This is a genomic window from Actinoplanes auranticolor, assembly GCF_018332655.1.
GTDB classification, from domain to species: Bacteria; Actinomycetota; Actinomycetes; order Mycobacteriales; family Micromonosporaceae; genus Actinoplanes; species Actinoplanes auranticolor.
The window spans coordinates 39,055-59,291 of the sequence record NZ_BOQL01000072.1; the positions used below are offsets into that span (position 1 = coordinate 39,055).

Consider the following 20,237-nt stretch of genomic DNA (forward strand, 5'->3'; position numbering starts at 1 on the left):
AATGACGCCACATGAGCGGATCCGTGGTCACCGCCACATCTGCCCCGGCCGGGATCGCGGGGTATCGTCCACCGCGATGAAGGCGCCGCTGCGACCAAGTGACCCGGAGTTCCTCGGTGGTTACCGCCTGCTCAGCCGGCTCGGGCAGGGCGGCATGGGCACCGTCTACCTCGCCGAGGACCAGCACGAGCGGCTGGTGGCCATCAAGGTCGTCAAGCCCGAGCTCGCGTACGAGGAGGAGTTCCGCGCCCGCTTCCGCAGCGAGGTCAACCGGGCCCGGCAGGTGCCGCCGTTCTGCACCGCCGAGCTCCTCGACGCCGACGCCGACCACGAGACCCCCTACCTCGTGGTCGAGTACGTGGACGGTCCCAGCCTGGCCGAGGTGGTCGACGAACAGGGGCCGCTGACCGGCGGCAGCCTGTACAGCGTGGCGGTCGGCGTGGCCACCGCGCTGGCGGCCATCCACGGCGCCGGCGTGATCCACCGCGACCTCAAGCCGGCCAACGTGCTGTTCGCGCTGGGCACCCCCAAGGTGATCGACTTCGGCATCGCCCGGGCCTTCGAGGCCACCAGCCGGCACACGGGCACCGATCAGATGGTCGGCACGGTCGCCTACATGGCGCCCGAGCGGTTCGACAACGACTCGGCGCGGATCGGGCCGGCCGCGGACGTCTTCGCGTGGGGCGTGGTCATCACGTACGCGGGCACCGGCCGTACCCCCTTCGGCGGCGACAGCGCGGCCGCGACGGCCGGGGCGATCCTCACCCGGCCGCCCCGCCTGGACGGTCTGCCCGCGCCGCTGCGCGACCTGGTCGCCCGGACCCTCGAGAAGGAGCCGCAGCTGCGGCCGACGGCCTTCGACCTGCTCGACGAACTGGTCGCGGTCGGTGCGCCGACGACCGTCAACCTGGCCGGCCGGCCCGAGCTGCAGCAAGCCGCCCAGGCGGCCCGGCAGACGGCCCGGCGTCCGGTCGCCGGCCGGGACAACGGCACATCGGTACGGCGGTGGCGGCGCGCGGCTCCGGCGCTGGCAGCGGCGGCCGTCGTCGCGCTCGGCGTCCTGAGCCTCACTCCGGTCCGTCAGCTCCTGCCCGGTCAGGGGTCGGAGGGCTCGGCGGGTGGCCAGTCCACGGCTGTCTTCCCGGATACGGCAACGCTGCCCGCCCCGAGCAGCAGCGCGCCGTACGGCGGGGACCTCCCGCCCAGTGCCGGCCCCACGCGGGCCCCCGGTCCGGCCCCCGGCCCGGTCGACGCCGACGACCCCGAGCCCGCCGAGGAGCCGCGCGTGGCGCCGCCGATCAGCAAGACGCCGCAGGCCCGGCTGTGCCGCGACGGCGACCTCGAGATCAGCGTCACCGCACAGAGCGACAACCCGACCGCGGTGGGGGCCCAGCGCGGCCTCGTCTCGATCGCCAACAACTCCGACGCCGCCTGCCGGGTCGACGGTCGCGTGTTCGTCGGCCTCTACAACGCCGCCGACGAACGCGTGCAACTGCCGACGACCGCCGTCGACGAGCCGGGGGAGTCCGTCGACATCCTGCTGCGGCCGGGCACGGGAGCGTTCCAGGGCATCAAATGGGAGGCGTGCGACCGCGCCGACTCGGACTGCCCGACCGGCAACACGCTGCGCGGCAGCCTCACCTCATCGAAGCGCGGCGTGGTCATGGCCCAGGAGAACTTCCCCGACCCCGCCCGCAGCCTCATCACCATGAAGTCCCTGAAGCTCGGCACCATCCAGCCGAGCACCCAGGGCGTCGTCGCCTGGTAGGCCACCACACCCGCGGACCCGGCAACGCTGCGGCGGCTTGGTGCCCGAAGTGCTCTGATCCCCGGATTTCCGGGCCGTGAAGATCCACAGCGGACGTGGCGGTGGCCCGGGACTGCCACGATCTCCTCCATGTCCGATCACGAGCGGCACGCACCCGACCGGCCGGAGCCGATGCGCTCGGTACCGCAACTGCTGCAGGCGAACGCCCGGCGGCTCGGTGACCGGACAGCCTTCGCCGACGACGTCCGGCGGGTGACCTGGAGTGAACTCGAACGGCGTACCGCGCGGCTCGCCGGTGCGCTGGGGGTGGAACGGGGCGACCGGGTCGCCTTCTGCCTCGGCAACGGGGTGGACCTGGTCGAGGTGCTCCTGGCGGCGGTCCGGGCCGGCGCCGTCGGTGTCCCGCTCAGCCCGTACGCCACCGGTGCCGAGCTGGCCGCCCTGATCGCCGACTGCGAGCCGGCCGTGCTGGTGACCGACGAGGCTCATCTCGCTCAGGTGACCGCAGCGGCCGGGGTACGGGTGGTGGTCCACCACGACGGGCTCCAGGACGGCGCGACCGCCCCGCCGCCGGACGACCTCGGCCTGGACGAGCCCGCCTTCATGCTCTACACCTCGGGCACCGGCGGGGTCCCCAAGGGCGCGATCTCGACTCAGCGGGCCGCACTGTGGTCGGCCGTCACGTGCTACGGCCCCCTGCTCGGACTGACCTCGGACGACCACCTGCTGTGGCCGCTGCCCATGGCGCACAGCTTCGCCCATTCGCTCTGCGTGCTCGGTGTGACGGCGGCCGGGGCGAGCGCCCGCATCGTGAGCGAGCCCGACCCGGCGACGGTCCTCCGGCTCATCGCGGACGAGGCGCCGACCGTCCTCGCCGGCGTGCCGGCCACCTACCGCCGGCTTCTCGACGCCGGCCGGCCGGTCACGGCGTCGCTGCGGATCGCGCTGGTGGCCGGCGCGGCCAGCGACCCGGCGCTGCGCACGTCCGTCGAGGCGCTGCTCGGGGCCCCGCTGCTCGACTGTTACGGCAGCACCGAGACCTGCGGCATGATCGCCGTGGAGCCGGCCGGAGCGCCCCGGCGCCGCGGTACGAGCGGGCCGCCCGCTCCCGGCGTCGAGGTGCGCCTGGTCGATCCCGCCACCGCGACTGCGGCGGAGCCGGGCGCCCGGGGAGAGATCTGGGTGCGCGGGCCCAACCTCATGCTGGGTTACCACCGGAAGCCGGCGGCGACCGCGCGGGCGTTGCAGCAGGGCTGGTACCGCACCGGTGACCTGGGCGAGCTCGACGAGGCCGGGCACCTGAGCGTCGTCGGACGGGTCAGCGACCGCATCATCCGCGGCGGCACCAACGTGGACCCCGCCGAGATCGAGCGGGTCCTCGAGGGCCTCGCCGGCGTCCGGGAGGCGGCCGTCGTCGCCCGGGCCCACCCGCTGCTCGGCGAGGTCCCGGTGGCCTTCGTCGTGCGCACGGACGAGACGGTCGACGAGGCCGGGCTGCTGCGGGCCTGCGCGCAGGTGCTGTCCGCGCACAAAGTGCCGGAGGAGGTCATCTTCGCGCCGGTGATCCCGCGCACCCGGTCCGGCAAGCCGCGCCACGCCCTCCTCCGGGAGTCGCTGGCGGTCGCGCCGACGGCGGACACCACCCGGTTCTCCGGGCTGCCCGCCGGTGCCCGCCGCAGTGCCCTCACCGAGCTGGTCCGGGCCGAGCTGTCGGCGGTCTGTGGACCGGTCGAGTCGCTGACCACGGCGTTCGCCGACCTCGGGGTGACCTCGATGGCGGCGATGACGGTGTGGCACCGGCTCAGCCTGCGGACCGGCCTGCGGCTGCCGGCCACCGTCATGTGGGACCACCCGAGCCCCGCGGCGCTGGTCGCGTACCTGGAGAGCCGGCTGCCCGGCGGTGCGCGTACCGCCGTGACCGAGCGGCCCGGAGCCGGGACCGACCCGGTCGCGATCGTCGCGGTCGGCTGCCGCTATCCCGGCGGGGTGAGCTCACCGGAGGACCTCTGGCGGGTCGTCGCCGAGGGGGTGGACGCCACCAGCGAGTTCCCGTCCGACCGCGGCTGGGACGTCGAGGCGCTCTACGACACCGATCCGGACCGGATCGGCACGTCCTACACCCGGCGCGGCGGATTCCTGCACGAAGCGGCCGACTTCGATCCGGCGTTCTTCGGCATCTCCCCGCGGGAGGCGCTCGCCACGGACCCCCAGCAGCGCCTGCTGCTGGAGGTCGCCTGGGAGGTGTTCGAACGCGCCGGCATACCCGCGCCCGAGCTGCGGGACAGCGACACCGGCGTGTTCGTCGGGCTCATGCACAGCGACTACGCCAGCCGGCTGTCCACCCACGAGCTGGAATCCCACCTGGGCGTCGGGTCGGCGGGCAGCCTGGCCTCCGGCCGCATCGCGTACGTGCTGGGCCTGCGCGGCCCGGCGCTGACCATCGACACGGCCTGTTCGTCGTCGCTGGTCGCCATGGACCTCGCCGCCCGGTCGCTGCGCGCGGGGGAGTGCTCGCTGGCCATCGCCGGCGGGGTCACGGTGATGTCGACGCCGGGGCCCTTCCTCGCGTTCAGCCGGCAGCGCGGACTCTCCCCGGACGGCCGGTGCCGGTCCTTCTCGGCCGGCGCCGACGGCACCGCGTGGGCCGAGGGGGCCGGCCTCGTGCTGCTGGAGCGCCTGGACGACGCCCGGCGCAACGGCCACCCGGTCCTGGCCGTCCTGCGCGGATCCGCGGTCAACTCCGACGGCGCCTCCAACGGGCTCACCGCGCCCAACGGCGAAGCGCAGCGGGACCTCATCCGGCTCGCGCTCGCCGACGCCGGCCTGCGCGGAGCCGACATCGACGTGGTGGAGGGACACGGCACGGCCACCCGGCTCGGCGACCCGATCGAGGCGACCGCGGTCCTGGCCACGTACGGGCAGGACCGGGACCGGCCCGTCTGGCTGGGGTCGGTGAAGTCCAACCTCGGGCACACCCAGGCGGCGGCCGGCATCGCCGGCGTGATCAAGGTGATCGAGGCGATGCGGCACCAGGAGCTGCCCCGCTCGCTCTACGCCGGCGACCCGTCGCCGCACGTCGACTGGTCCGCGGGCGCGGTGCGGCTGCTGGACACCGCCCAGCCCTGGCCGGCCGGTGCCCGTCCCCGGCGGGCGGCGGTCTCGTCGTTCGGCATCGGCGGCACCAACGCGCACGTGATCATCGAGGAGCCGCCGGCCGGTCCGGAGCCCGTGCGGAGCCCGGACTTCGACCAGGCCCCCTGGCTGCTCAGTGCGGCGGACGAGGCCGGGCTGCGCGCGTACGCCGGGCGGCTCGCCGATGCCGTGCCCGCAGCGCCGCCGGCCGACGTCGCGTACTCGCTGGCCACCGGCCGGGCGGCGCTGGGAATCCGGGCGGCGGTGCGGGGCGGCGACCTCGGTGCCTTGCGGGACCTGGCGCTGGGCGTACCCCGGGCCGGCGTCCGGCAGGCGACCGCCCGGCGCGAACCGCAGGTGGCGTTCCTGTTCACCGGGCAGGGCGCGCAACGGTCCGGCATGGGCCGGGAACTGGCGGCCGCCTTCCCGCCGTTCGCGCGCGCCCATGCGGCGGTGTGCGCCGCCTTCACGCCGTACCTCGACCGGCCGCTGCGCGAGGTGATCGACGACGCGGACGACCGCCAGCTGCACCGCACGGACTACGCCCAGGCGGCGCTGTTCGCCTTCGAGGTGGCGCTGCACGCCCTCTACGAGTCCTGCGGGGTACGGCCGGCCCACCTGGCCGGCCATTCCGTCGGTGAGCTGGTCGCGGCGCACGTGGCCGGGGTGCTCTCGCTGAGCGACGCCGTCCGGCTGGTGGCCGCGCGGGGACGGCTGATGGCGGCGCTGCCCCCGGGCGGCGCGATGGCCGGCGTCCCGGCGTCCGCGGACGAGGTGGAGAAGCTCCTCGCCGACAGCACCGGGCCGATCGCCCTGGCCGCGGTCAACGGCCCGCGGTCCGTCGTCGTCTCCGGCACCGAGGAAGCGGTGCAGGAGCTCGTGACGCGGCTGGGACGGCCCGCTCAGCGGTTGACCGTCAGTCACGCCTTCCATTCACCGCTGCTCGACCCGATGCTGGCCGGCTTCCGGGCCGTGGCCGAGTCGGTGACCTACCACCCGCCGGCGGTGCCGGTGGTGTCCGGCCTGACCGGACAGCCGGAGCCAGATGCCATGGCGACCGCCGGCTACTGGGTGCGGCACGCCCGCGACACCGTCCGCTATGCCGACGCGGTGGACTGGCTGGACCGGGCCGGCACGACCGCCTTCGTCGAGGTCGGACCGGGCGCCGTGCTCAGTGTCCTGGCCGAGCGGTGCGTGGCAGCGGACTCGGACGCCGTCTTCACGCCGGGCGTCCGCTCCGGGACGGCCGCCCTTCTCGATGTGCTGGCCGACCTGCACGTACACGGTGTGGCCGTGGACTGGCGAGCCGTCTACGCGGACAGCGGCGCCCGCCGGTGCGCACTGCCCACGTACCCCTTCCAGCGGCAGCGCTACTGGATCGAGGCCACCACGGCCGGCCCGGGCAGCCCGCACCCGCTGCTCGGGGTCGCGCAACCCGCGGCCGACGGGCCCCAGGTACGGCATTCGGGCGTCCTGTCCACCACCCGGCAGCCCTGGCTCGCCGGGCATGTGATCGGCGACGACGTGGTGGTGCCGGCCGCCGCCCTGATCGAGTGCGCGTTCCAGGCGGCCGGCGGGACCGGACGGCTGGCCGAGCTCACGATCAGCGCACCCCTGGTCCTGACCGGACCCGTCGACCTCCAAGTGGTCGTGGACGGGACCGGTGCCGGCGACCGTCCGCTGACCATCTGGTCGCGCCCGCAGGACTCGGCGCAACCGTGGACCAGCCACGCCACCGCCGTGCTCACCGATCCGGCCGGTGCGGCGCCCGCGCCGATGGCCAGCTGGCCGCCACCGGGCTCGCAGCCCGTCGCCGTCGACTACGAAGGGCTCGAAGCCGCGGGATTCCACTACGGCGGGGCGTTCCGGGCCGTCACCGCGGTGTGGCACCACGGTGACGAGATCTACGCGGATCTGGATCTGCCCGCGGGCGAGGCCGTCGGAGCCGGCCGCTACGGTCTGCATCCGGCGCTGCTCGACGCAGCACTGCACGCCGGCCTGCTGGCCCAGCCGCCGGACACGATGCGGGTGCCGCACGCCCTGCGCGGTGTCGAACTGCACTCCCCGGGAGCCGCCACAGCACGCGTGACGATCACCAGAGTGAGCCCCGACGAGGTACGGGTCAGCGTCACCGACCGGGCGGGCCGGCCCGTGCTGACGATCGACTCGCTGACGACCAGGGAACTCGCCGGCTGGAACGTGGCCCGGGGGCTGCACCGCCTGGACTGGGTCGCGGCGCCGGACGCGGGCCACGACGGCCCGTACGAGATCTTCCGTCCCGGGGCACCCGCCGACGCCGACGTCCCGGCACGCACCCGGATCCTGCTCGATGCCACGCTCGCCCGGCTGCGGGAATGGGTCGCCGCCGACCGGCCGGAGCGCCTGGTGGTGGTGACCGAGCGGGCCACCGGGGCCGGGCCGGATCCGGCTGCCGCCGCGGTGTGGGGACTCCTCGGCAGTGCCCGGTCCGAGCATCCCGGCCGGTTCGCCGCGGTCGACCTGTGCGGCGCGGACGCCTCGGAGACCGCGCTCAGCCGGGCGGCGGCCCTCGCCGAGCCCCGGCTCGCGGTACGCGCCGGCACGGTCCTCGCGCCCCGGCTGGTGCCGTCGGGACCCGCCGACGAGGCCCCGCCGGTGCTCGACCCCGGCCGTACTGTGCTGATCACCGGCGGCACCGGCGCCCTCGGCGAGATCCTGGCCCGCCACCTCGTCGCCGAGTACGGGGTCCGGCACCTCCTGCTGGCCGGGCGGCGCGGCACCGTACCGGCCTGGGCCGCGGATGTGCCCGCGCGGGTCACGGTCACGGCCTGCGACGTCAGCGACCGGTCCGCCGTGGCGGATCTGGTGGCCTCCTGCCGGCCGAGCCTGACCGCCGTGTTCCACCTGGCCGGTGTCCTCGACGACGGGGTGCTGACCGCGATGACACCCGAGCGGATGTCCCGCGTCATCGCCGCCAAGGCCGACGCCGCCTGGTATCTGCACGAGGCCACCGAGGGTCTCGATCTCGCCGCATTCGTGCTGTACTCCTCAGCCTCCGGTGTTCTGGGCCGGCCCGGCCAGGCCAACTACGCGGCGGCGAACTCGTTCCTCGACGCGCTGGCCGGCCTGCGGGCCGCGCGTGGTCTACCCGCACAATCGCTGGCCTGGGGTCTGTGGGACACCGCCGACGGCGGGATGCCGCAGCGGGTGGCGTCCCGGCAGCATCTCACCGGGGGCGGGATCCGGGCGATCACGCCGACCGAGGGTACGGCGCTGCTGGACCGCGCGTTGCGTACCGCCGAGCCGGTGCTGGTGCCGATCGTCGTCGACACCCGGGCCCTGGCCGGCGACGGCGTCCCACCGGTCCTCGCCGGCCTCGCGCCCGCGTCCGCGCCTCGCGCCCGCGCCGGCGGTGCCGAGCCCGGCGGGTGGCGTGCGCACCTCGCCGCGTTGCCGGCCGCGGAGCGCCGGCCGGCGCTGCAGAACCTCGTCCAGGCCGAGGTCGCGGCGGTGCTGGGCTTCCCGGACGGTACGGCCCTGGCCGTGGACCGGCCCTTCACCGACCTGGGGTTCGACTCGCTGGCAGCGGTCCAGCTCCGCAACCGCCTCGGGGCGAGCAGCGGGGTCCGGCTGGAAGCGACGGTGGCCCTGGATCATCCGACGCTCGCCGAGCTGACGGCGCACGTGTACGCCGCCCTCGCCGGAGAACTGCCCGGCTCGCCTGCGCCGGCCGCGGTGCGCGACGTGCGTGCGGACCGGACGGAACGATTCACCGCGATCTACCACCGGGTCGCCCGGGAGAAGGGCGCCCGCGAGGCGATGGCGTTGCGCTATCTCGCCTCGTACGGGCTGCCGGCCTTCGGCACCGACGAGCGGGACCGGCACGCGGTCCCGCCACAGACCCTCGCCCGGGGTGACGCCGCCCGCCCGGTGCTGGCGTTCATCCCCGACTTCCTCACCCTGCTCGACCCGGCCCCGGTCGACCTGGGCCGGGAGCTGGCGGGCGAGTACGACCTGCGGCTGCTCACCAACCCCGGCTTCGGCGAGCGCCGCGAGGTCCCGGACACCGTCGCCACGCTCGTCGACCTGCACGCCGACACCGTTCGCGACCTGGCCGGGGACCGGTCCCTGGTGATGGTGGGCTACTGCACCAGCGGCTGGATCGCGCACGCGGTGAGCGAACGGCTCACCGCGACCGGCAATCCGCCCGCGGGACTGATCCTCATCGACTCGCACCACAGCGACGCGGGATGGGACGACAAGCGGGCCCTGGCGCTGGCGACAGTGGACAGTCACCGTCCGGCGGAGATGTTCGACGGCCTGGTGTCCGATGCCATGTTGCTCGCCGGTGGCGCCTACGTGCGGCTGCTGGACGCCTGGCAGCCCGGGCCGGCGGCCGTACCGACACTGCTGCTGCGGGCGGCACCGACCCGGGAGATGCTCGCCGCCGACCCCGGCGGCGACTGGCGCCCCCGCTGGCCGCTGCCGCACGAAGCGGTGGACATCCCGGGCGATCACTTCACCACGCTCAGCCAGGATGCCCGGTCCACCGCCTCCGCCATGCGCGAGTGGCTGCACGCCCTGGCGGCGAAGTGACAGCGACGCTCACGACACCGGACGAACTGACGTGTGTCTTCGGTGACCCCTCGGCGGTGGCACATCCGCTGGGAGCCGTGGGATACGCCGCCGCCGGGGCGCCCGTGGTCGGCGCCGGGACGCCGTCGCTGGACGTCGCCCTGGGCTCGCCGGTCACCGAGGTGTGGACCACGGGCCGGCCGGTGACCACCGGTGGCACCGCCGACCTGACCTACGGCCATGACGGCGACTATGCGTTCCTCGCCGGCCGGGTCCCACCGTCGCCCCGGTACGCGCCCGGGGTCCGCCGGGCGTACCTGCGGGCCTTCGGGACGCTCGCCGACCTCGGCTACCCGCACGTGTTCCGGATCTGGAACTTCATCGGTGACATCAACGGCAGCAACGCCGAGGGGCTTGAGATCTACCGCGACTTCTGCCGTGGGCGGGCCGAGGCGTTCGAGACCGTACCGCCGCCCACCGGCATGGTGCCCGCCGCGACCGGGGTGGGCGCGCACTCGCCCGGCATCGGCTTCTACCTGCTGGCCCGGCGCGAACCCGGGCACACCGCCGTCGAGAATCCCCGGCAGCTGCCGGCCTACCGCTACCCGGACCGGTACGGGCCCCGACCACCGAGTTTCGCCCGCGCCAGCCGCCTGCCCGGTGGCCCGCTCCTCATCTCCGGGACGGCCAGCATCCTGGGCCACCGGACCCGGCACGCGCGGGACCCGACCGCGCAGCTGCGGACCACCCTGGCCAATCTGGCGGTGCTGGCCCCGGACCTGAGCGCGTTGCGGGCGGTCAAGGTGTACGTCCGGCACGCCGCCGATCTCGACGAGGTCCGCAGCCGGTGCGCGGCGGTCTTCCGGGAACCGATCGCCTGTTTCGTCACCGACCTGTGCCGCTCCGACCTGCTCGTGGAGATCGAGGGCATCGCGCCCGGCCGCGCCTGAGTTATGAACGGCCGTACGCCTCCAGCAGCCGCAGCCAGACCTCGCTCACGGTGGGGAACGCGGGAACGGCGTGCCACAGCCGGTCCAGCGGAACCTCACCGACGACGGCGATCGTCGCGGCGTGCAGCAGTTCCGCGACGTCCGGGCCGGCCAGCGTGCAGCCGACGAGCACCCGCCGGTCCTCGTCGACGACCATCCGGGCGTGGCCGGTGTAACCGTCGGCGTGCAGGGCCGATCCGGTGACGGCGGCCAGGTCCTGGTCGACGACGCGGATCCGCAGCCCGGCGGCCTCGGCGGCCGCCGCGGTCAGCCCGACCGAGGCGACCTCGGGGTCGGTGAAGACCACCTGCGGTACGGCCCGCTCGTCGGCCGTGGCAACGTGCCGCCCCCACCGGCCGTCGTCGACCGCCGCACCCTTCGCGCGCGCCACGATGACGTCGCCCGCGGCCCGCGCCTGGTACTTGCCCTGGTGGGTGAGCAGCGCGCGCCGGTTGACGTCGCCGGCGGCGTACAGCCATCCGTCGCCGACCGGCGTACCGCCCTCGCCGACGACGCGCAACGTGTCGTCGACCGTGAGCCAGGCGCCGGGTTTCAGGCCGATCGTGTCGAGGCCGATGTCCTGGGTGTTCGGCGTACGGCCGACGGCGACCAGGAGCTCGTCGGCCTCGACCGTCCCGCCGTCGGTGAGCGTCAGGTGCACGGTGCCGTCGCCGGCGCGGGTCACCGATGCCGCCTCGACGCCGGGGCGTACCGACACCCCGGCCGCCCGCAACGACTCCGTGACGAGTGCACCGGCGAACGGCTCCGCCTGCGGCAGCACACCGTCACGGGCCAGCACCGTCACCGCCGATCCCAGGCCCGCGTAAGCGGTCGCCATCTCCGCCGCCACCACGCCGCCACCGATGATCGCGAGCCGGCCCGGAACCTCGCTCGCCGCGGCAGCCTCCCGGCCGGTCCACGGGACCGCCTCGCGCAGCCCGGCGATGTCCGGGACCAGGGCGCTGCTCCCGGTCGCGACGACGACCGCATGCCGTGCCGTGAGGGAGATCGTGGCGCCGTCCGCGCGGGTCACCTCGACGAGCCGGTCGGCGCCGACGCGGCCCTGCCCCCGGTACAACGTGATCCCCGCCGAGGCGAGCCACGAGACCTGACCGTCGTCCGTCCAGTCGGAGGCGAAGGAGTCCCGCCGCCGCAGCACGGCTGCCACGTCCAGCTCGCCGGTCACCGCCTCCCGGGCGCCGGGCACCTGACGAGCCGCCCGCAGCGCGGTCGCGCTGCGCAGCAACGCCTTCGTCGGCATGCAGGCCCAGTAGGAGCACTCCCCACCGACCAGCTCCCGCTCGACGACAGCGGCGGTCAGGCCGCCCCGCACGACCCGGTCGGCGACGTTCTCCCCGACCGGCCCGGCGCCGATGACGACGACGTCGTACGTCGCGTTCGCCATGTCAGTTGCCCTTCGCCGCGCGGCCGAGACGGATGGCCGAGATGAGGAAGAAGATCGCCCCGGGGATGGCGTAGCCGATCGCGTTGGTCAGCGTGGGGTTGTCCGCGGAGGCTCCCGTGATGAACGCCCCACCGGCGAGCACGGAGATGCCACCGCTGATGATCATCGGCCACTGACCGCCCATCCCGCGCCGGGTGATGCCCACGACCAGCTGGATCAGCCCGGCCACGATCGCCCTGGCACCCCACACGCGCAGCACCGCCGGGATGCCGGACGCGCCGGCCACGACCAGCCCGGCCGCGGCGATCAGGCTGACCGCGATGTTGGCGTACAGCAGGGCGGGGGATCCGGTGGCTCGCGTGGCCCGGGCGTCGACGACGGCGGCGGCCACGTCGACCAGCGGGTAGAGCACCAGCAGCGTGGCGGCGAGCGGACCGAGGTGATCGGCGGTCGTGAACATCACGAGGGCCCAGACGACGGCGAACGCGAAGCGGGCGAAGTACAGCCGACGCAGGGCGGCTGCCGTCGTCGAGATGCCGGGGGCGGCAAGAGTGGTCATCACGATCTCATAGTAGAACGAACGTTCTGTCTCGACCGAGAGTGGGTGGTGTCGCGCCTCCTTGTCAAGACAGAACGTTCTATCTCACTCGGTGCCATCGCGGCCGCGAGACCGAACGTTCTGTCGCTAGAATCGCGGCATGGCCAGCAGCGCAACCGACACCCGGCCCTCCGAGGCCCGCCTCCGGCTGCTCACCACGGCGTCCCGGATCTTCTACGCCGAGGGCATCCACTCGGTCGGGGTCGACCGCATCCTCGCCGAGGCCAAGGTCACCCGGGCCACCTTCTACCGGCACTTCCCGGGCAAGGAGGATCTCGTCCTGGCCTATCTCCAAGGGGCCGACCAGGCCATCCGCGGCCAGGTCGAGGTGGCCGTCGCCGCCGGCGGGCCGCCGGCTGACACCGTCCGCGCCGTCGCCGCGTCGATCGTCGAGGGCATCCGGTCCGCCGGCTTCCGCGGATGCGCCTTCCTGAACGCGGTGGCCGAGTATCCCAACCCCGGGCATCCGGTCCACCGGGTGGTCATCGCGCACCGGCAATGGTTCCTCGACACGATCACCACTCTGATGGCGCGCATCGACGAGACCTCGGCGGAGGCTGCCGCCCAGCACTTCGTCATGCTCCGCGACGGCGCCATGGCGGCCGGCTGCCTCTTCGACCCGACCCTGATCTGCGACACCTTCCTGCGCGGCGTCGACGGCCTCGTCCGGACGCCCGCCGCCCGCCGCCCGGCCTGATCGCCGGGGCCGGCCTACCCGGCCGGCGGCCGCGGCGGGGCTGAGGTGCCGTACTCGACCGCGTCGAATGCGCGCTTCAGCCGCAGCCGATGGTCCGCGGTGACGGCGGCGAGATCGTCGCCGGCGAGCCGGCGCCGGACGGTCGCGGTCGCGACGATGCGGTACGCGGCGACCACGAGCGCGGCGAGCAGCGCGCTGTCGCCGGAGAAGCGGGGGTCGGAGACGAGCTCCTCGCTCAGCGCCGCCTCGATCTCGTGCTCGAACACGCGCAGCCGGGCGATCACCGTCGGAGCCTGCAGGGCGATCCGCAGGAAGGGTTCGGTCCCCTCCGCCAGGCCGGACAGCCCGTGCCGTTCCTCGGCCAGGGTGAGCAGGGTCTGACGGAGCGCGGCGACCGGGCTGATGTCGTCCGCCCGCTCGCGCACGGCGGCCCGCGCTATCTCGACCACGTCGGGAAGCCGGTCGAGCAGCAGGTCCTCTTTGCGGTCGAAGTGCGAGAACACGGTCACCTTGGACACCCCGGCCGCGGCGGCGACCTCGGCGATCGTGACGTCGTCGAAGCCCCGGTCCAGGAACAGCCCGGTCGCGACCTCGGCGATGTGCGCCCGGGTCCTGGACCCGCCACGGTCTCCACGGTTCGGCATGGACTGCGACTCCTCGACGTTCTCGAGGAGTTCGCAGCCACGTCCTGCCCGGCCGGCAGGCAAGCCGGTTCCTCGACCGGGACGGGACCGTCCTGGCCGACCTGCCCGATGACGGCACCGGCGCGCGCCCCGAGATCCTCCGCGGCGACCTGCGCCGGATTCTGCTCGACTCCCTTCCGGCCGGCAGCGTCCAGTGGGGCCGCCGGGTCGGTGGCGTGGTCGCCCTGGGTGCGGGCCGCCACGAGGTGGCCTTCGGCGACGGCAGCACAGTCGTCACGAGCCTGCTGGTCGGCGCGGACGACCACCCGGCCTCCTGAGGCCCGGCCGGGTCAGCGGATCGGCATCCCGGAGATGGCGCGGGCGATGACCAGTCGTTGGATCTCGGAGGTGCCTTCGAAGATGGTGTAGATCTTGGCGTCGCGGTACATCCGTTCGACCGGGTGGTCGCGTAGGTAGCCGGCGCCGCCGAGGATCTGCACCGCCTTCTCGGTCGTGGCGACGGCCACCTCGCCGGCCTTCAGCTTGGACATCGAGCCCTCTCCGGCGGTGAACGGCCGGTTGTTGCGGCCCATCCAGGCGGCCCGCCAGACCAGCAGCCGGGCGGCGTCGATCTCGGTGCGCATGTCGGCCAGGGCGAACGCGATGGCCTGGTTCTCGATGATCGGCCGGCCGAACTGCACGCGGTCCTTGGCGTAGCCGAGCGCGTACTCGTAGGCGGCGCGGGCGATGCCGATCGCCTGGGCGCCGACCGCTGGGCGGGACAGCTCGAACGTGCGCATGGCGGCCTGTTTGCTGGCCCGTTGTCCGGAGCGGGCGCGGGCCAGGCGCTCGTCGAGGGCCTCCTTGCCGCCGAGCAGGCAGCTGCCGGGCACCCGGACGTCGTCCAGAAAGATGTCCGCGGTGTGCGAGGCCCGCAGGCCGAGCTTCTTGAGTTTCTTCGTCCCGACCAAGCCGGGCGTGCCGGGCGGGACGATGAACGCGGCCTGGCCGCGTGAGCCGAGCTCCGGGTCGACGGAGGCGGTGACCACGTGGATGTTGGCGATGCCGCCGTTGGTGGCGTATGCCTTCTGTCCGTTGAGGACCCACTGGTCCTTGGTTTGGTCGTAGACGGCTCGGGTGCGTATCGCGGCGACGTCCGAGCCGGCTTCGGGCTCGGTGGTGCAGAACGCGCCGACCTTCGGGTCGGCGGCGTCGCCGAAGCACTGCGGGACCCACTCGACGAGCTGCTCGGGTGTGCCGGAGCCGTAGATCGCGGCGACCGCGAGCGAGGTGCCGGAGATCGCCATGGCGATCCCGCCGTCGCCCCAGAACAGTTCCTCGTTGGCCAGCGGCAGCGACAGCCCGGTCGGGTCGGACCACGTGTTGGCCAGGAATTCGAATCCGTAGAGGCCGATTTTGGCCGCCTCCTGGATCACCGGCCAGGGTGTCTGCTCACGCTCGTCCCACTCGGCGGCGGCCGGGCGGACGACCCCTTCGGCGAAGCCGTGCACCCACTCCCGCAGATCACGCTGCTCCTCGTTCAGATCGAGCCAGAACTCCACGGCAGCCAGGCCTCCGGTCGTCAACGGAATCGACTGGCCGGTAACGTAACGGACCCGTCACTGGGCGGGCAAGACGGCCCGGCGTCAGGCGCCGGCCGCGGCGGACTGCTCCGCCTGCCACCGGGCGATCTGGACGCCGAGCACACAGATCTGGACCGGCAGCGGCATGCCCGGCAGGTCCGCCTCGACGGCACCCGACCAGGCACTGGTACGGCGCATCGAGCCCACCTTGACCCCGTCGGCCCACAGCGCCTGCCGGTTGCCCCACATCGACTCGCGGCGGAACTCGTACGTGCGCCCGCCGGCCTGCACGGTCCAGTGCTTGCGGCCGGCCCGCTCGACCAGCGCCACCTCGGCCCCGTGCTCGTCGACCATGCGGTACTTGCTGCCCCAGCCGTTCGCCCGCACCTGGTAGTGGTGGCCGTCCACCTCGAAGTCGCCGCCGGTGCGCCACCACGACGGGTCCCACTCGGCCACGGGCTGTCCGTCCGCGACCAGCCGGTAGCGGCCCCGCCACATGCCCATCCGTTCCGCAATCAGCATGCCTGCAGCGTAATCGCCGGCTTCCAGTCATGGGCGGGCCCGTCGCCCGGCGTGATCAGCTGAAGATGAGGTTGTAGCTGTTGGTGGTGAACGCGGACTGACCGGTCGTGCCGGAGATCTCGTAGCCGAACTGGAACTGGCCCAGGGTGACGTCGCCCCACCAGTTGTTGGTGCGCAGCCAGTTCAGCATCGCGAGCACGTTGAGCGTGCCGGCGTTGCTGTTGGACGTGCGGACGAACGAGAAGACCGCGTTGGCGCCGTTGGAACCGCGGTAGATGTTCCAGGTGGCGCCGCCGACGGTGACGTTGGCGGCGGTCGGGACGGCCCCGTTCGCGTCGTACTTCTCCGCGATCGGGCCCACCGCGCCCTGCTTGTTGGTCCAGATCATGATCTCGTACGCGTTGTTGTCCGCCCAGATGTCGTAGGAGCTCACGTAGTCCCCGCCGGCCGGCACCGTCACGTTGTACGAGCTGGTGAGCGTGCGCAGCGAGCTCAGCCGGCGGTTGAGCGGGTAGCTGACGTTCGGGTAGGACTTGATGCCGCTGGTGCGGGGGTGGTTGGCCAGCACGCCCCAGTTGCTCGTGGACCGGGCCCAGGTGGTCTGGGTGCCGGCGCCCGATCCCCAGATGTTGTTGTAGATCGTGTAGCCGTTGGTGGTCCAGTTGTCCCACTGGCCGGAGCCGGACCAGGCCGCGTCGGCCGGCACGCCGGTGACCGGCGGGGGTGTCGTCGGCGGCGGGGTGGGGGTCGTCGGGCCGGTGGTCGGGGCCACCCCGCCGGTGCACGCGGTGCCGTTCAGCGTGAAGGCGGTGGGGGCCGGGTTGCTGCCGGTCGACGAGGCGTTGAAGCCGAACGACACGGTGCCGTTGGTGGCCACCGGGCCGTTGTAGCCGGCATTCCGGGCGGTGACCGTGGAGCCGCTCTGGGTCAGCGTCGTGTTCCACGCCTGGGTGACGGTCTGACCAGCCGGGTAGGACCAGACCAGCGACCACGAGGTGAGGGCGTCGCCCAGGTTGGTGATCGTGACGTCGGCGCCGAAGCCACCCTGCCAGGAGCTGCTCACCGTGTAGGCGACGCTGCAGCCGGCGGCGGCGGACGCGGGGAGGGCGGTGAGGACGCCCGCTGCTGTGGTCACGGCCGCCGCGGCTACGGAGAGCGCGAAGTGACGCCTGCTCATGTGCTTCCCATCTTGACGGGGAGGGGGACCGCCGCAGTTATCGAAGCGCTTCGACGGTGGCCCAAGACGTCGACAACTGTCTATGCGGTGTCGAGGTGATGGTAGGACCGTGGGGCTTGGTACCGCTAGCGGTACCAAGGATGGGTAGCTGTTGGGATCGTTGCCGGCGGCGCCGAAAAATAGCGTTGGTGCTATGAAGACGACGAAGAAGTTCCGCAATGTGACGGTCGCTCTCGGTACCGCCGCGGTGCTGGCCGCGGGTGTGGGTGTCGCCGAGGCGGGAGTGGCGCCGAGTGTGCTGACCGGTGACTCCGCGCAAGCCGTCACGACGACGAAGCAGTCCGGCTGGCGCGGCGTCACCCGGGAAGCGGTGCAGATCGACTTCGGCCAGGGCTGGGTCACCAAGGGTGAGCTCACCTACCCGAGCAACGCCAAGGGGCGGCTCCCGGTGGTCGTGATGCTGCACGGCAGCGGGCACAACGACATGAACCAGACCATGCCGGAGGGCAAGGGCTCCACGTTCGTCCCGCTCGCCCAGGCCGCGAGCCGCGAGGGCTTCGCGACGCTGCGCTTCAACAAGCGCGGTGTGACGGACATCGGCCCGGTGGAGAGCACCGACCCCGCGCAGCTGAACCCGAAGAACCCGTACGACCGGATCCAGCGCGACGCGTCCGCGGCGATCCGTTTCGCCGCCGCGTCGCCCAAGGTCGACCCGTCCAGGATCTTCCTGCTCGGGCACAGTGAGGGGACCAACGTGGCCGCCAACCTGGCCGCCGAGCCGAAGAAGTACGGCATCCCGAAGCCGGCCGGCGTGATCCAGATGGGCGTCGTCGGCCTGGACATCAAGCAGCTGCTGACCCTGCAGATCTACGGCCGGCTGCTGCTGCAGCTGCACGACGAGTTCGATGTGGACGCCGACGGCCGGCTGACGGCCACCGAGGCGGTCAACGGCCTGACCACGCAGCCCAAGGAGGTCGCCGACCAGTTCCGCCCGGTCCTGCTCGACGGGGACAAGGTGGCGGCCGGCACCGACACCGACCGTGACGGCCAGGTGGCGATCGACGCCGAGGCCGGCCCGGTGCTGCGCAAGTCCACCGGCATCGACGCCTACCCGAACGTCCCCGGTCTGGACCAGCCGATCGTCGACTACCTCACCGACATCGCCCGCTTCCCGACGGTGGCCCAGGCCCTGCCCGGGTTCGACGGCCCGACGCTGATGCTCAACGGCGAGAACGATCTGCAGACCCCGGCCCGCGCCGCCCTGGTCGCCGACGCCGCGGTCGCCGCGGCCGGCAACAAGGACCACAAGATCGTCATCTACCCGGGTATGGCGCACACCATGAACATCACGCCGAAGTTCCTCCCGCAGTTCGGCGAGCCGGACCAGCAGGTCGTGACCGAGATCCGCGGCTGGCTCAAGGCGCACCGCTGACACCCGCAACCTCGAGGGCGGCCACCGATCCGGTGAGCCGCCCTCGGCGCGTCCGGGGGAGATGCTTTGCGATCTTGCGACTTAGCGCGCCGGTTCGGCATAACGCGTATTCGAAGAATTCTTCCGGCCGGAGAATTGCGTCATTCGCACAAGTCCGCTTACGGCGCGCGGCATGTGCGCAGCGCCGGGCGCGGCTCCGAGGTGCGGCCTTTGAGCAGGTCAACCGAGTGTCGAAAGTTTCGGTGATAGGCCGGTTATTACGCATCGCAAACGCCGGAGAGGTGCCCGCCGGTCGGCGCGAACGTGGTGCGGAACTGCTCTTGACCGGCTGGATATGAACTCGTAACGTGCCGCATAAGTTTCCGATTTATATCGATCAATGTATGAAACTTTCGCGGCTGGCCGGGCCGGCCGCCGGTTCACCGTGCGCCGGCAACGGCGCCGAAGGGGGAGTTGACCGTGAGAGATTCGGTGCGGTTCAGCCGCAGATCCGTCCTCGGCCTGGCCGCCGCGGCCTCGGCCGGCGCCGTCCTGGCGGGATGCAGCGGCGACGAGGGAGGCTCCGGCTCGAGCAAGAAGATCCGGTGGTGGCACATCGCCAACACCGATCCGATGATGTCGGAGTGGGCCAAGATGGCCCGCCAGTTCGAGGCCACCCACCCCGGGGTCAAGTTCGAGATCACCCCGCTGGAGAACGAAGCCTTCAAGACCAAGCTGACCACCGTCGTCCAGGCCGGTGACCCGCCGGACATCTTCCACACCTGGGGCGGCGGCGTGCTCGCCCAGCAGGCCGACGCGGGAATGGTCAAGGACATCTCCGCGGAGATCGGCACGTGGCGGGACACGCTGATCCCGAACGCGCTGGACGCGTACACGATCGAGGGCAAGACGTACGCGTCCGCGGTGGACACCGGCATGGTCGGCTTCTGGTACAACAAGGAGCTCTTCGAGCGGGCCGGCGTGAGCGAGCCACCGGCCAGCTGGGCGGACTACCTCGAGGCCGTCCGCAAGCTCAAGGCCACGTCCGTCACGCCGATCGCCCTGGCCGGCAAGGAGAAGTGGCCCGGCCACTACTACTGGGCGTACCTGGCCATGCGGATCGGTGGCCTGGAAGCTCTGCGGCAGGCCGCCGTGGACAAGGACTTCAACAAGCCCGACTTCGTCGCGGCGGGCGCGCGCCTGGCCGAACTCGTGGCGCTGCAACCCTTCCAGACCGGTTACCTGGCCGCGGGTTACGCCACCGCGGACGGGCAGGCCGCGACGGTCGGCAACGGCAAGGCGGCCATGGAACTCATGGGCCAGTGGGCCCCCATGGTCCAGCGCGACAACTCGGCCGGCAAGAAGGGCCTCGGCGACCGCCTCGGCTTCTTCGCCTTCCCGGCGGTCGACGGCGGCAAGGGAAAGATCACCGACGTCTTCGGCGGCGGTGGCGGCTACGCCGTCGGCAAGGACGCGCCGCCGGAAGCGGTGGAGTTCCTCAAGTTCATCGCCCAGCCGGAGAACGCGCGCATCGAGGCGAAGACAGCCGGCGTGCTGCCGGTCGTCAAGGCGGCCGGGGACGCGGTCACCGATCCCAACCTCAAGCTGGTCGGGGACACGCTGTCCCGCTCGACCGGTTTCCAGCTGTACCTGGACCAGGCCTACGCCCCGGCCGTGGGCCAGCAGGTCAACGACAGCGTGGCCGAGCTGCTGGCCGGCAAGTCCTCCCCGGAACAGGTGGTCAAGGCCGTCAGCACCGCGGCGAAACAGGGCTGAGC

12 protein-coding genes are annotated in these 20,237 nt (G+C 73.0%); 6 read left to right on the forward strand and 6 right to left on the reverse strand.

Translation table 11 applies throughout. The features are described from left to right. Positions 1-76: 76 nt before the first annotated feature. From Aau02nite_RS39415 to Aau02nite_RS39425, 3 genes are all read left to right on the forward strand, one after another. Positions 77-1,768 carry a serine/threonine protein kinase gene (locus Aau02nite_RS39415; protein WP_212993760.1) on the forward strand — a complete coding sequence of 564 codons (1,692 nt, stop codon included), beginning with the start codon at positions 77-79 and terminating at the stop codon, positions 1,766-1,768. A gap of 129 nt (positions 1,769-1,897) precedes the next feature. Continuing rightward, complete coding sequence (locus Aau02nite_RS39420; RefSeq protein ID WP_212993761.1) at positions 1,898-9,475, forward strand: type I polyketide synthase; 7,578 nt, start codon at positions 1,898-1,900, stop codon at positions 9,473-9,475. 77 nt (positions 9,476-9,552) lie between these two features. Then, on the forward strand, positions 9,553-10,404 hold the full coding sequence (locus Aau02nite_RS39425) for a chorismate transformation FkbO/Hyg5 family protein (protein ID WP_212993762.1): 852 nt from the start codon (positions 9,553-9,555) through the stop codon (positions 10,402-10,404). A 1-nt stretch (position 10,405) separates the two neighbouring features. On the opposite strand, the gene Aau02nite_RS39430 is transcribed toward Aau02nite_RS39425, so the two are convergent. Further along, the gene (locus tag Aau02nite_RS39430) at positions 10,406-11,848 is read right to left on the reverse strand and encodes a dihydrolipoyl dehydrogenase family protein (RefSeq protein WP_212993763.1); all 1,443 of its coding nucleotides are present in this window, start codon (positions 11,846-11,848) and stop codon (positions 10,406-10,408) included. A 1-nt stretch (position 11,849) separates the two neighbouring features. Then, a complete protein-coding gene (locus Aau02nite_RS39435) occupies positions 11,850-12,407 on the reverse strand; it encodes a hypothetical protein (RefSeq protein ID WP_212993810.1) in 558 nt (185 codons plus the stop codon). 139 nt (positions 12,408-12,546) lie between these two features. On the opposite strand from Aau02nite_RS39435, the gene Aau02nite_RS39440 reads away from it, so the two are divergent. Then, a complete protein-coding gene (locus tag Aau02nite_RS39440; protein WP_212993764.1) occupies positions 12,547-13,143 on the forward strand; it encodes a TetR/AcrR family transcriptional regulator in 597 nt (198 codons plus the stop codon). Between the two features lie 14 nt (positions 13,144-13,157). Here the strand turns inward: Aau02nite_RS39440 and Aau02nite_RS39445 are convergent, their stop codons facing one another. From Aau02nite_RS39445 to Aau02nite_RS39460, 4 genes are all read right to left on the reverse strand, one after another. After that, positions 13,158-13,787, reverse strand: a complete 630-nt coding sequence (locus Aau02nite_RS39445) for a TetR/AcrR family transcriptional regulator (protein ID WP_212993765.1) — start codon at positions 13,785-13,787, stop codon at positions 13,158-13,160. A gap of 329 nt (positions 13,788-14,116) precedes the next feature. Then, complete coding sequence (locus Aau02nite_RS39450; RefSeq protein ID WP_212993811.1) at positions 14,117-15,328, reverse strand: acyl-CoA dehydrogenase family protein; 1,212 nt, start codon at positions 15,326-15,328, stop codon at positions 14,117-14,119. Positions 15,329-15,412: 84 nt separating this feature from the next. After that, a complete protein-coding gene (locus Aau02nite_RS39455; protein ID WP_212993766.1) occupies positions 15,413-15,871 on the reverse strand; it encodes a hypothetical protein in 459 nt (152 codons plus the stop codon). A gap of 55 nt (positions 15,872-15,926) precedes the next feature. Continuing rightward, positions 15,927-17,048 (reverse strand): glycoside hydrolase family 12 protein, encoded by a 1,122-nt coding sequence (locus tag Aau02nite_RS39460; RefSeq protein ID WP_212993767.1) that lies wholly within the window; start codon positions 17,046-17,048, stop codon positions 15,927-15,929. 193 nt (positions 17,049-17,241) lie between these two features. On the opposite strand from Aau02nite_RS39460, the gene Aau02nite_RS39465 reads away from it, so the two are divergent. After that, complete coding sequence (locus tag Aau02nite_RS39465) at positions 17,242-18,480, forward strand: alpha/beta fold hydrolase (protein WP_212993768.1); 1,239 nt, start codon at positions 17,242-17,244, stop codon at positions 18,478-18,480. A gap of 459 nt (positions 18,481-18,939) precedes the next feature. Continuing rightward, on the forward strand, positions 18,940-20,235 hold the full coding sequence (locus tag Aau02nite_RS39470) for an extracellular solute-binding protein (protein ID WP_246595792.1): 1,296 nt from the start codon (positions 18,940-18,942) through the stop codon (positions 20,233-20,235). The last annotated feature ends 2 nt before the right edge of the window (positions 20,236-20,237 follow it).

Bases quoted from the DNA above. Each gene is read 5' to 3' on its own strand.
- Aau02nite_RS39420 (WP_212993761.1), top strand. From the start codon at position 1,898: ATGTCCGATCACGAGCGGCACGCACCCGACCGGCCGGAGCCGATGCGC.
- Aau02nite_RS39445 (WP_212993765.1), bottom strand. From the start codon at position 13,787: ATGCCGAACCGTGGAGACCGTGGCGGGTCCAGGACCCGGGCGCACATC.
- Aau02nite_RS39430 (WP_212993763.1), bottom strand. From the start codon at position 11,848: ATGGCGAACGCGACGTACGACGTCGTCGTCATCGGCGCCGGGCCGGTC.
- Aau02nite_RS39460 (WP_212993767.1), bottom strand. From the start codon at position 17,048: ATGAGCAGGCGTCACTTCGCGCTCTCCGTAGCCGCGGCGGCCGTGACC.
- Aau02nite_RS39455 (WP_212993766.1), bottom strand. From the start codon at position 15,871: ATGCTGATTGCGGAACGGATGGGCATGTGGCGGGGCCGCTACCGGCTG.
- Aau02nite_RS39415 (WP_212993760.1), top strand. From the start codon at position 77: ATGAAGGCGCCGCTGCGACCAAGTGACCCGGAGTTCCTCGGTGGTTAC.
- Aau02nite_RS39440 (WP_212993764.1), top strand. From the start codon at position 12,547: ATGGCCAGCAGCGCAACCGACACCCGGCCCTCCGAGGCCCGCCTCCGG.
- Aau02nite_RS39465 (WP_212993768.1), top strand. From the start codon at position 17,242: ATGAAGACGACGAAGAAGTTCCGCAATGTGACGGTCGCTCTCGGTACC.
- Aau02nite_RS39435 (WP_212993810.1), bottom strand. From the start codon at position 12,407: ATGACCACTCTTGCCGCCCCCGGCATCTCGACGACGGCAGCCGCCCTG.